The sequence below is a fragment of the Azotobacter armeniacus genome (assembly GCF_054779355.1).
The window spans coordinates 3655-15083 of sequence record NZ_BAAGYK010000164.1; the positions used below are offsets into that span (position 1 = coordinate 3655).

Genomic DNA, 11429 nt, shown 5'->3' on the forward strand with positions numbered 1-11429 from the left:
GGTGGCGATAGACAACAACTGGTGCGAAAACCAGATCCGCCCGTGGGCCCTCGGGCGCTCGAACTGGCTGTTTGCCGGCTCGCTGCGCAGCGGCAAACGTGCGGCTGCGCTTATGACGCTGATCCAGTCGGCACGACTGAACGGGCATGACCCGTATGCCTATCTGAAAGATGTGCTGACCCGGCTGCCGACGCAGAAGGCCAGTGAGATATCCGCGCTGCTGCCGCACAACTGGAAACCTGCCAGCAAGGTGTAATCCCCGGCCGCTTACCTTGCTGCAACAGCTCACGCCTATCTTCGACCCGTTTTTCTCGGACTTCAGCTACGGCTTCCGTCCGGGCAAAAGCGCCCACCAAGCCGTCGAGACGGCCCGTGCCCACGTGGCAACGGGTTACCGCCTGCGATTTAGAAATAGGTCAACTGGGATCGTTTTCGATGACGGAGAGGGCTGTGTGGCAGCCCAAGTCATGATTGTCAGCGCCCCGAACCGGACGAGGTGCCCTTAGTTCGGTAGAGCGTTTAAATAAATGAAATTTTATACCCCCGTCAGTTATCCCCTTCGGGTAAAGAAAGGGACTTTCGAGGTGCGAACCACCTCGGAGAGCAAATGTCTAATCTAACAAGCACATTGATGTGCCTCTTGCACGGAGACTGGCGGCCTCCCCCTCGTCACAGGCAGTCCGCCTTGAAACAAGGAAGTGTCATGAACAACCCGATCAAGAATATCGTCATCGTGGGCGGCGGCACTGCGGGCTGGATGGCCGCCTCGTACCTCGTCCGGGCGCTCCAACAGCAGGCGAACATTACGCTCATCGAGTCTGCGGCGATCCCCCGGATCGGCGTGGGCGAGGCGACCATCCCGAGTTTGCAGAAGGTGTTCTTCGACTTCCTCGGGATACCGGAGCGGGAGTGGATGCCCCAAGTGAACGGCGCGTTCAAGGCCGCGATCAAGTTCGTGAATTGGAGAAAGTCTCCCGACCACTCGCGCGACGATTACTTCTACCATTTGTTCGGCAGCGTGCCGAACTGCGACGGCGTGCCGCTTACCCACTACTGGCTGCGCAAGCGCGAACAGGGCTTCCAGCAGCCGATGGAGTACGCCTGCTACCCGCAGCCCGGGGCGCTCGACGGCAAGCTAGCACCGTGCCTGCCCGACGGCACCCGTCAGATGTCCCACGCGTGGCACTTCGACGCGCACTTGGTGGCCGATTTCTTGAAGCGCTGGGCCGTCGAGCGCGGGGTGAACCGCGTGGTCGACGAGGTCGTGGAGGTTCACCTGAACGACCGCGGCTACATCTCCAACCTGTTCACCAAGGAGGGTCGGACGCTGGAGGCGGACCTGTTCATCGACTGCTCCGGCATGCGGGGGCTCTTGATCAACCAGGCCCTGAAGGAGCCTTTCATTGACATGTCCGACTACCTGCTGTGCGACAGCGCGGTCGCCAGCGCCGTACCCAACGACGACGCGCGCATGGGGATCGAGCCGTACACCTCCTCGATCGCCATGAACTCGGGGTGGACCTGGAAGATTCCAATGCTGGGCCGGTTCGGCAGCGGCTACGTCTTCTCGAGCAAGTTCACCTCGCGCGACCAGGCCACCGCCGACTTCCTCGACCTCTGGGGCCTCTCGGACAAGCAGCCGCTCAACCAGATCAAGTTCCGGGTCGGGCGCAACAAGCGGGCGTGGGTCAACAACTGCGTCGCTATCGGGCTGTCGTCGTGCTTTTTGGAGCCCCTAGAATCGACGGGGATCTACTTCATCTACGCGGCGCTTTACCAACTCGTGAAGCACTTCCCCGACACCTCGTTCGACCCGCGGTTGACCGACGCGTTCAACGCCGAGATCGTCTACATGTTCGACGACTGCCGAGACTTCGTCCAGGCGCACTATTTCACCACGTCGCGCGAAGACACGCCGTTCTGGCTCGCGAACCGGCACGACCTGCGACTCTCGGACGCCATCAAAGAGAAGGTTCTGCGCTACAAGGCGGGACTGCCGCTGACCACCACGTCGTTCGACGATTCCACGTACTATGAGACCTTCGACTACGAATTCAAGAACTTCTGGTTGAACGGAAACTACTACTGCATCTTTGCTGGCTTGGGCATGCTGCCCGACCGGTCGCTGCCGCTCTTGCGGCACCGACCGGAGTCGATCGATAAGGCCGAGGCGATGTTCGCCCGCATCCAGCGCGAGGCCGAGCGTCTGCGGACGAGCCTGCCGACGAACTATGACTACTTGGGGTCGCTGCGCGAGGGCGACGCGGGGCTGTCTCGCAGCCAGCCCGGGCCGACGCCCGCGGCGCCGGAAATCCTGTAGTGGAGCGCGCCCTGGGCCGGGTATGCGCATTCGCGGCCACGCACGCTGCCGTGGCGGCCTGCGATCCGCTGCAGGCGCGCTCGCTCGTTCTGCAGCTGCCGGGCCTGAACCGTAACAAGGACGTGCCCGGCATCGTCGGCCTGCTGCGCGAGTTCCTCCCGGCGCGCGGCGTGCCCTCCGGCTGGGGCTTCGTCGAAGCCGCCGCCGCGATGCGGGACATCGGGTTCTTCCTGGGGTCGCTCAAGCGGCACGGACATGAGCCCGCGGACGTGGTGCCCGGGCTTGAGCCGGTGCTGCTCGACTTGGCGCGCGCGACCGACCTGCCGCCGCGCGAGACGCTCCTGCATGTGACGGTCTGGAACCCCGCGGCGGCCGACGCGCAGCGGAGCTACACTGGGCTCCGCGACGAAGCGCACCTGCTCGAGAGCGTGCGCATCTCGATGGCGGCCCTCGAGGCGGCCATCGCGGTGACCGTCGAACTGTCCGATGTGCCCCTGCGGTCGCCCGCGTTCGCGCAAGGGTGCGACGAGCTAGCAGCATATCTGCAGAAAATGGTCGAATCGATCGTCTACGCGTACCGCTTCATCTCGCTGCAGGTCTTCTACGATGAGCTCCGCCCCTTCTACGAACCGATTCGAGTCGGGGGCCAGAGCTACCTCGGCCCCGGTGCCGTAGAAATGCCCCTCTTCGTGCTGGAGCACGTCCTGTGGGGCTCGCAATCGGACGACCAAGCTTATCGAGAATTCAAAGAGACGTACCTGCCCTACGTGCTTCCCGCGTACAGGGCGGTCTACGCTCGGTTCGCTGGGGGGCCGGCGCTCGTCGACCGCGCGCTCGGCGAGGCGCGAGCGGTCGGTGCGCGGGGCGAGCCCGTCCGGGCTGGGCTGGCAGCCCTCGAGCGGGTCTTCAAGGTCCTGCTGCGCTTCCGGGCGCCTCACCTTAAATTGGCGGAGCGGGCGTACGAAGTCGGGCGAAGCGGCCCCGCAATCGGCAGCGGGGGGTACGCGCCCAGCATGCTCGGCGATCTACTCACGCTCACGTGTGCCGCGCGGTCCCGCATCCGCGCCGCGCTCGACGAATCCTGACGCGCGCGGCCATGTGTTATCTCACAAGGAGAGTTTGCCCCCATGACTCAGAAGAGCCCCGCGAACGGGCGCGATAGCAACCACTTCGACGTGATCATCCTCGGCTCGGGCATGTCCGGCACCCAGATGGGGGCCATCTTGGCCAAAAAACAGTTTCGCGTGCTGATCATCGAGGAGTCGTCGCACCCGCGGTTCACGATCGGCGAATCGTCGATCCCCGAGACGTCTCTTATGAACCGCATCATCGCTGATCGCTACGGCATTCCGGAGCTCGACCACATCACGTCGTTCTACTCGACGCAACGTTACGTCGCGTCGAGCACGGGCATCAAGCGCAACTTCGGCTTCGTGTTCCACAAGCCCGGCCAGGAGCACGACCCGAAGGAGTTCACGCAGTGCGTCATTCCCGAGCTGCCGTGGGGGCCGGAGAGCCATTATTACCGGCAAGACGTCGACGCCTACTTGTTGCAAGCCGCCATTAAATACGGCTGCAAGGTCCGCCAGAAGACTAACGTGACCGAATACCACGCCGATAAAGACGGCGTCGCGGTGACCACCGCCCAGGGCGAACGGTTCACCGGCCGGTACATGATCGACTGCGGAGGACCCCGCGCGCCGCTCGCGACCAAGTTCAAGCTCCGCGAAGAACCGTGTCGCTTCAAGACGCACTCGCGCAGCCTCTACACGCACATGCTCGGGGTCAAGCCGTTCGACGACACCTTCAAGGTCAAGGGGCAGCGCTGGCGCTGGCACGAGGGGACCTTGCACCACATGTTCGCGGGCGGCTGGCTCTGGGTGATTCCGTTCAACAACCACCCGCGGTCGACCAACAACCTGGTGAGCGTCGGCCTGCAGCTCGACCCGCGTGTTTACCCGAAAACGGACATCTCCGCGCAGCAAGAATTCGACGAGTTCCTCGCGCGGTTCCCGAGCATCGGGGCGCAGTTCCGGGACGCCGTGCCGGTGCGCGACTGGGTCAAGACCGACCGCCTGCAGTTCTCGTCGAACGCCTGCGTCGGCGACCGCTACTGCCTGATGCTGCACGCGAACGGGTTCATCGACCCGCTCTTCTCCCGGGGGCTCGAGAACACCGCGGTGACCATCCACGCGCTCGCGGCGCGCCTCATCAAGGCGCTATGCGACGACGACTTCTCCCCCGAGCGCTTCGAGTACATCGAGCGCCTGCAGCAAAAGCTTTTGGACCACAACGACGACTTCGTCAGCTGCTGCTACACGGCGTTCTCGGACTTCCGCCTATGGGACGCGTTCCACAGGCTGTGGGCGGTCGGCACAATCCTCGGGCAGTTCCGGCTCGTGCAAGCCCACGCGAGGTTCCGCGCGTCGCGCGACGAGGGCGACCTCGATCACCTCGACAACAACCCCCCGTACCTCGGGTACCTGTGCGCGGACATGGAGGAGTACTACCAGTTGTTCAACGACGCCAAAGCCGAGGTCGAGGCCGTGAGCGCCGGGCGCAAGCCGGCCGAGGAGGCCGCGGCGCGGATTCACGCCCTCATCGACGAACGAGACTTCGCCAAGCCGATGTTCGGCTTCGGGTACTGCATCACCGGGGACAAGCCGCAGCTCAACAACTCGAAGTACAGCCTACTGCCGGCGATGAAGCTGATGTACTGGACGCAAACCAGCGCGCCGGCAGAGGTGAAAAAGTACTTCGACTACAACCCGATGTTCGCGCTGCTCAAGGCGTACATCACGACCCGCATCGGCTTGGCGCTGAAGAAGTAGTCGGCCGACGACGGCACAAAAACGATGAACGACATTCAATTGGATCAAGCGAGCGTCAAGAAGCATCCCCCGGGGGCGTACGACGCGACCACGCGCCTGGCCGCGAGCTGGTACGTCGCGATGCGCTCGGACGACCTCAAGGACAAGCCGACGGAGTTGACGCTCTTCGGCCGTCCGTGCGTGGCGTGGCGCGGAGCGACGGGGCGGGCCGTGGTGATGGACCGCCACTGCTCGCACCTAGGCGCGAACCTGGCTGACGGGCGGGTCAAGGACGGGTGCATCCAGTGCCCGTTTCACCACTGGCGGTACGACGAGCAGGGCCAGTGCGTTCACATCCCCGGCCACAGCCAGGCGGTGCGCCGGCTGGAGCCCGTGCCGCGCGGGGCGCGCCAGCCGACGTTGGTCACCGCCGAGCGATACGGCTACGTGTGGGTCTGGTACGGCTCCCCGCAGCCGCTGCACCCGCTGCCCGAAATCGCCGCGGCCGACGTCGACAACGGCGACTTTATGCACCTGCACTTCGCGTTCGAGACGACGACGGCGGTCTTGCGGATCGTCGAGAACTTCTACGACGCGCAGCACGCGACCCCCGTGCACGCGCTCCCGATCTCGGCCTTCGAGCTCAAGCTCTTCGACGATTGGCGCCGGTGGCCGGAGGTTGAGTCGCTGGCCCGGGCGGGCGCGTGGTTCGGTGCCGGGATCGACTTCACCGTGGACCGGTACTTCGGCCCCCTCGGCATGCTGTCGCGCGCGCTCGGCCTGAACATGTCGCAGATGAACCTGCACTTCGATGGCTACCCCGGCGGGTGCGTCATGACCGTCGCCCTGGACGGAGACGTCAAATACAAGCTGCTCCAGTGTGTGACGCCGGTGAGCGACGGCAAGAACGTCATGCACATGCTCATCTCGATCAAGAAGGTGGGCGGCGCCCTGCGCCGCGCGACCGACTTCGTGCTGTTCGGGCTGCAGACCAGACAGGCAGCGGGGTACGACGTCAAAATCTGGAACGGGATGAAGCCGGACGGCGGCGGCGCGTACAGCAAGTACGACAAGCTCGTGCTCAAGTACCGTGCGTTCTACCGGGGCTGGGTCGACCGCGTCGCGAGTGAGCGGTGATGCGTGAAGCCGAGCCGGTCTCGGCCGCGTCGCTCCGCCAGGCGCTCGCGAACCTGGCGAGCGGCGTCACGGTCATCACGGCGTACGGCGCGGCGGGCCCGCTTGGGCTCGCGGCCACCAGCTTCGTGTCGGTGTCGCTCTTTCCGAGGTATTCATGACTATCTGGCTGTTGCAACTCGTGCTGGTGATCGCGCTCTGCAACGTCTGCGGCCGCATTGCCGAACGGCTCGGCCAGTGCGCGGTCGTCGGCGAGATCGCGGCCGGTTTGCTGTTGGGGCCTTCGCTGTTCGGCGTGATCGCACCGAGTTTCTACGACGTGTTGTTCGGCCCACGTGCGCTGTCAGCGATGGCGCAAGTCGGCGAAGTCGGCCTGGTACTGCTGATGTTTGGGGTAGCCTGATTTCGGCAGACAGTCTCGATTGCTACCATCAGTGATCGGGAGTGAAACATGATCAGAAATAGTTACCCCAGAGAGTTCCGCGCCGAAGCGGTGAAACTGGTCCTCGAGCAAGGACTCAGCCGTGGAGAGGCGGCCAGCCGGCTTGGTATTCCCAAGGGAACGCTGGCCAACTGGGTGGCGGCTGCCATGGCAGGTGGTGAGAAACCAGCCCCAGGGGCGAGAACCGTTGCCGAGCTGGAGGCGGAGAATGCTCGTCTGCGCAAGGAGCTCGCTGATGCCCGCACGGAGCGGGATATCGTAAAAAAAGCAGCCGCGTACTTTGCTCGGGAGTCACTGCCCGGTACGCGTGGATAGAAGAGCATCGGCACCTGTTCCCAATAAGGGTGGCCTGTCGGGTGCTGGGCGTGTCACGCGCGGGCTTCTACGACTGGCGCTCGCGATTGCCCTCGGCACGAGGCCAGGAGAATGAGCGGTTACGGGTGGCTATCAGGGCTGCCCATGGAAAAAGTCGGCAGACCTATGGCGTTCGCCGTTTACAGCCGGAACTTGCCGCGATGGGCTTTGCTGCCGGGCGCGACCGCATCGCTCGCCTGCGCCGCGAAATGGGCCTGCGCTGCCGGCAGAAGCGCAGCTTCAAGGCGACTACTCACTCTTCGCATACGTTGCCAGTCGCAGAGAATGTACTGGGGCAGGTGTTCAGGCCAAACCGGCCGAATGCGGTCTGGACGGCCGATATCACGTATATCCCGACGGGAGAGGGATGGCTGTACCTGGCGGGGGTGAAGGATGTGTTTACCTGCGAGATCGTTGGCTACGCATTATCGGAGCGGATGACGACCGACCTGGTGAGCAGGGCCCTGTTCCGGGCACTCCAGCAGCACCGTCCACCGCCAGGTCTCATCCATCATTCGGATCGCGGCAGTCAGTACTGCGCGAAAGCTTACCGTGACGTGCAGGAGCAGTTTGGTCTGCAGAGCTCGATGTCACGCAAGGGGAACTGTTTTGACAATGCGCCGATCGAGAGCTTTTGGGGAGCGCTGAAGAACGAGCTCGTTCATCACCCATGCTACGCCACGCGCGCAGAGGCTGAAAGCTCAATCAGGGAGTACATCGAGATTTTCTATAACCGCCAGCGTCGTCACTCGCGACTTGGCTATCTGGCCCCCACTGAATTTGCCAAGCGATATCGGGATTCAGTGAAGGCCGCTTGAAACGAGGCTGTCTGGTCTTGTCAGGACACCCCAATGTGCTGCACATCGCCCGAAGCAATACCGGCCTGCCGCAACGCCTGCTCCATTGCGCGTCGAGCGCCGCTACCGTTCTCCGGGCCGGCGGTCAGGTGATAGGCATCGGCGCTGGTGCCGTAGCCGACCAGCTCCGCCAGTGGCCGTGCGCCGCGTGCCAGCGCATGTTCCAGCGATTCGATCACCAGTAGGCCGGCGCCTTCGGCCATGACGAAGCCATCCCGGTCGCGGTCGAACGGACGCGACGCTTGCTGGGGGCGGTCGTTGAATCCAGTGGACAATGCACGCGCCGCAGCAAAGCTTCCGAGGGTGACGCGATGGATCGCTGCCTCGGTCCCGCCGCACACCGCAATATCCGCTTCGCCGCTACGGATCAGTCGGGCCGCATCACCGATGGCTTGCGCTCCGGCCGCGCAGGCGGTCACCGGTGCCCCGAGCGGCCCCTTGAAGCCGTGCCGGATAGAGACGTGCCCGGCCGCCATATTGGCGAGAAACGAAGGCGCGGTGAATGGCGAGAGCCGGCGCGGCCCGCGCTCGTCCGTGGTGCGCACGGCCTCGGCGATGGCACCGAACCCACCGACACCGGATGCAATGATGGTCGCGGTTCGCTGCCGCTGTTCCTCGTCTGTCGGCTGCCAGGCCGCCTGCGCCAAGGCTTCCTGAGCGGCAACGAGCGCAAACTCGATGAAGCGATCCATCTTCTTGCGCTCCTTGGCGGCGACGATTCGCTCCGGGTCGTAGCCCGCCTGTCTGTCCTCTTCCAGCGTTGGCACCCGCCCGCCTACAGCGCAGCCGGTACCATCGGCCAGATCGGCAGGTAGCGCACGGATGCCGGATTGTCCCGCCAACAGACGGGACCAGACCGTCTCGGTGCCGCACCCCAGCGGTCCGATGGTACCTGCCCCCGTCACCACGATTCGAACTGCATTGTGGACACTCATCGTCTCACCTCGTTTTCCACATGGGCGGCGCTTCGCAGCGAGCACCGCTTCGGTTGTTTCTTTCCGACCACTTGCCCGCGCAGCCTGCAGGGCTTCTGGCGCGGCTTGTCCTCAGGTCGTCGGCACCTTGAACACAAAACAGGTTGTGGTCGCATGGGCATAGAGCTTGCCCACTTCGTCTTCGATACGGGCTTCGGCCGTAGCAATCTGCCGCCCCCCATGAATCAGCGTGGCGACCGCACGTAAAGGGCCGGTTTTGTGCGAGGCTGGCCGTACGATATTTATGCTGAGTTCGGCCGTAGTGTAGGAACGCCCGGCCGGCAGAGTGGTCTGCACTGCGCAGCCCAGGGCTGAATCCAGCAGCGTGGCAAACCATCCGCCGTGCACCGTGCCCAGCGGGTTGTAGTGTTGCGGCAACGGTATGCCTTGGAATACGGCGCGGCCGTTGTCCACCTCCAGCAACGTCATGTTCATGGTCTCGTTCATGGGGGGGTACGGCAATTCGCCGGACATCATGGCTTCTAGAATCTCGCGGCCGCTCTTGCCGGCGAGCTGTTCCATTCGGGCGAGACCTGGCTTGCCGCCGCCTGCAATCGAACGCTGCAGTGAGGCTTGCTGCTGAGCGGCCCAGTCGATGGTCGGTTCGGACATGGGGGGTTTCCTCTTATCGGGCTGCCGACAACATGGTTTCTGGGTGGTTTTTTCAGGCCAAGCCCAGTGCTTTTCGCAGGCTTGCATCGACGGGGCCCGCAGGCATGAAGCGGCGCAATTTGCTTAGCATGGATGCCTGTCCGGGCGGAGTGCGCGGCATGCGCCATGTGCCAAGTGCCGCTTCGACGATGGTGTTCGCCACGCCATCGGGTTCAGGGGCGCCTTTGACACTGTTGGTGACAGAGCGGGATACGAGGTCACGCTCACGGCCATAGTCAGCGATTCTTGAACTTGCCTGAGGCGAAATGGCTTCCAGGTTGGTCCTGGTGTAAGCCGGTTCGACCAGCGTTACGCGGATGCCGAACTGGCGTACCTCATGATCCAGGGTTTCAGACAGCCCCTCCACTGCATGTTTGGAAGCCGAATAAAGCCCCATGTACGGCGCTGGAAGAAAGCCGAGTACCGAACTGACATTGACGATCCTTCCGTAACGCTGTACTCGCATATGCGGGAGGATCGCCTGTGTGGTGCGCAGGATGCCGAACAGATTGGTGTCGAACAGCGCTGCGGCCTCGACGGTCGCGGTTTCCTCCACCGTGCCGATCATGTTCATTCCCGCGTTATTGACGAGCACGTCGATGCGCTTGGTCCGGTCGATGATGGATTGGATGACAAGTCGAACGGAGGCGTCGTCGCGAACATCCATCTCGACAAACTCGACACCGGCTAATGGGCACGCTTTCGCAATGCTGCGTACGGTGCCGAATACCTGGCAGCCCCGTTTGGCAAATTGCTCCGCGGCGGCACGGCCGATGCCCGATGACACGCCGGTAACAACGACAACTGTCGAAGTCGACATAGCAGTTCCTCTCGATGGGGATGAATTGAATGCGGCAGGGACTGCCCGCCGGTGGTGTCTGTTCATGCGGGCACCGTTTCCAGGGATCGGCTGCCGCTATCGGGCTTGATCCTGAACCAGATGGAATACATGGTCGGCAGGAACACCAGGGTCAGCACCGTTCCCGCGAACGTGCCGCCGATCAGCGTGTAGGCGAGCGTTCCCCAGAACACCGAATGGGTCAGCGGGATGAAGGCTAGGATTGCCGCCAATGCGGTCAAGATCACCGGTCGGGCACGCTGTACGGTTGCCTCGACGACCGCACGAAACGGGTCCAATCCCGCCTGTTCATTGTGGTGGATCTGCCCGATCAGAATCAGCGTGTTGCGCATCAGGATGCCTGACAGCGCAATCAGACCGACCAACGCATTGATGCCGAATGGCTGCTGAAAAAGAATCAGCGTAGGCACCACGCCGATCAGCCCCAGCGGACTGGTCAGGAAGACCATGACCATGGCGGAGATCGAGCGCACCTGAAAAATGAGGATGATCAGGGTGATTGCCAGCATGATGGGAAACAGCGGCAACATCGCCACCGTCGCCTTGCCTGACTCTTCGATGGAGCCAGCCTGCTCGATGCGATAGCCGCTCGGCAGTTTCTCCATGACGGGCTGGAGCTGCCGGGTAATTGCTGCCGACACGTCCGGCGGCTGCAGGCCATCGGCGATGTCGCCCCGGACGGTGATCGTCGGCATGCGGTCGCGCCGGCGGATAACCGGCTCCTCCATGCGTACGTCGACCTCGCCGACTTGCGACAGCGGGATGCGCTGCCCGTTGGCGCCCGCCAGCGTGAAATCGCCGATCCTGGCCGGGTCGAAGCGGATGTCGCCGGCCGAGCGGGCCACGACCTGCACCGTGCGGATGTCCTCGCGCACGGCGGTAACGGGCACACCGCTCAGCAGGAACTGCAGTTGTTGCGCGACGGCGCTGGAGGTCAGCCCCACGGCCTGCAAGCGGTCCTGCTGCAAGGTGAAATGCAGCGTGGGCGTGCGCGTGCCCCAGTCGGTGTTGACCGTGCGCATCATCGG

At 63.7% G+C, this 11429-nt stretch carries 11 protein-coding genes and 2 pseudogenes; 9 read left to right on the forward strand and 4 right to left on the reverse strand.

The genetic code is table 11. From position 1 onward, the window contains the following. The 9 genes and pseudogenes from ACYVD0_RS21895 to ACYVD0_RS21935 all read left to right on the forward strand — a co-directional run. On the forward strand, positions 1-256 hold a 256-nt coding region (locus ACYVD0_RS21895; RefSeq protein WP_460428761.1), incomplete at its 5' end, for a transposase domain-containing protein. A gap of 16 nt (positions 257-272) precedes the next feature. After that, a pseudogene (locus tag ACYVD0_RS21900) lies at positions 273-398 on the forward strand (group II intron reverse transcriptase/maturase); the annotation flags it as partial. A 305-nt stretch (positions 399-703) separates the two neighbouring features. Then, positions 704-2320: a tryptophan halogenase family protein gene (locus ACYVD0_RS21905; protein ID WP_460428762.1), complete on the forward strand. Its 1617-nt coding sequence runs from the start codon at positions 704-706 to the stop codon at positions 2318-2320. Next, on the forward strand, positions 2320-3405 hold the full coding sequence (locus ACYVD0_RS21910) for a PrnB family protein (RefSeq protein WP_460428763.1): 1086 nt from the start codon (positions 2320-2322) through the stop codon (positions 3403-3405). Before ACYVD0_RS21905 ends, ACYVD0_RS21910 begins: the two co-directional genes overlap by 1 nt. A 42-nt stretch (positions 3406-3447) precedes the next feature. After that, positions 3448-5151 carry an NAD(P)/FAD-dependent oxidoreductase gene (locus ACYVD0_RS21915; protein WP_460428764.1) on the forward strand — a complete coding sequence of 568 codons (1704 nt, stop codon included), beginning with the start codon at positions 3448-3450 and terminating at the stop codon, positions 5149-5151. A gap of 24 nt (positions 5152-5175) precedes the next feature. Then, positions 5176-6267, forward strand: a complete 1092-nt coding sequence (locus tag ACYVD0_RS21920) for a Rieske 2Fe-2S domain-containing protein (protein WP_152390193.1) — start codon at positions 5176-5178, stop codon at positions 6265-6267. Then, positions 6267-6425, forward strand: coding sequence for a flavin reductase family protein (locus tag ACYVD0_RS21925; RefSeq protein WP_152390194.1), 159 nt, complete (start codon positions 6267-6269; stop codon positions 6423-6425). The genes ACYVD0_RS21920 and ACYVD0_RS21925 overlap by 1 nt, the downstream gene beginning before the upstream one ends. Further along, on the forward strand, positions 6422-6667 hold the full coding sequence (locus ACYVD0_RS21930) for a cation:proton antiporter domain-containing protein (protein ID WP_460428765.1): 246 nt from the start codon (positions 6422-6424) through the stop codon (positions 6665-6667). Before ACYVD0_RS21925 ends, ACYVD0_RS21930 begins: the two co-directional genes overlap by 4 nt. A 48-nt stretch (positions 6668-6715) precedes the next feature. Continuing rightward, positions 6716-7878, forward strand: a protein-coding gene (locus ACYVD0_RS21935) for an IS3 family transposase (protein WP_460428766.1) whose coding sequence is annotated in 2 segments (ribosomal slippage) — positions 6716-6977 and positions 6977-7878 — 1164 coding nt in all. Because the reading frame shifts where the segments join, the coding sequence is not laid out codon by codon here. 32 nt (positions 7879-7910) lie between these two features. On the opposite strand, the pseudogene ACYVD0_RS21940 reads toward ACYVD0_RS21935, so the two are convergent. The 4 genes and pseudogenes from ACYVD0_RS21940 to ACYVD0_RS21955 form a co-directional block, all read right to left on the reverse strand. Beyond that, a pseudogene (locus ACYVD0_RS21940) lies at positions 7911-8852 on the reverse strand (beta-ketoacyl synthase N-terminal-like domain-containing protein); the annotation flags it as partial. A gap of 111 nt (positions 8853-8963) precedes the next feature. Beyond that, on the reverse strand, positions 8964-9503 hold the full coding sequence (locus tag ACYVD0_RS21945; RefSeq protein ID WP_460428767.1) for a PaaI family thioesterase: 540 nt from the start codon (positions 9501-9503) through the stop codon (positions 8964-8966). Between the two features lie 52 nt (positions 9504-9555). Continuing rightward, complete coding sequence (locus ACYVD0_RS21950; protein WP_460428768.1) at positions 9556-10362, reverse strand: oxidoreductase; 807 nt, start codon at positions 10360-10362, stop codon at positions 9556-9558. A gap of 62 nt (positions 10363-10424) precedes the next feature. Beyond that, on the reverse strand, positions 10425-11429 hold a 1005-nt coding region (locus ACYVD0_RS21955), incomplete at its 5' end, for an efflux RND transporter permease subunit (protein WP_460428769.1).

Bases quoted from the DNA above. Each gene is read 5' to 3' on its own strand.
- ACYVD0_RS21905 (WP_460428762.1), top strand. From the start codon at position 704: ATGAACAACCCGATCAAGAATATCGTCATCGTGGGCGGCGGCACTGCG.
- ACYVD0_RS21915 (WP_460428764.1), top strand. From the start codon at position 3,448: ATGACTCAGAAGAGCCCCGCGAACGGGCGCGATAGCAACCACTTCGAC.
- ACYVD0_RS21920 (WP_152390193.1), top strand. From the start codon at position 5,176: ATGAACGACATTCAATTGGATCAAGCGAGCGTCAAGAAGCATCCCCCG.
- ACYVD0_RS21925 (WP_152390194.1), top strand. From the start codon at position 6,267: ATGCGTGAAGCCGAGCCGGTCTCGGCCGCGTCGCTCCGCCAGGCGCTC.
- ACYVD0_RS21930 (WP_460428765.1), top strand. From the start codon at position 6,422: ATGACTATCTGGCTGTTGCAACTCGTGCTGGTGATCGCGCTCTGCAAC.
- ACYVD0_RS21945 (WP_460428767.1), bottom strand. From the start codon at position 9,503: ATGTCCGAACCGACCATCGACTGGGCCGCTCAGCAGCAAGCCTCACTG.
- ACYVD0_RS21950 (WP_460428768.1), bottom strand. From the start codon at position 10,362: ATGTCGACTTCGACAGTTGTCGTTGTTACCGGCGTGTCATCGGGCATC.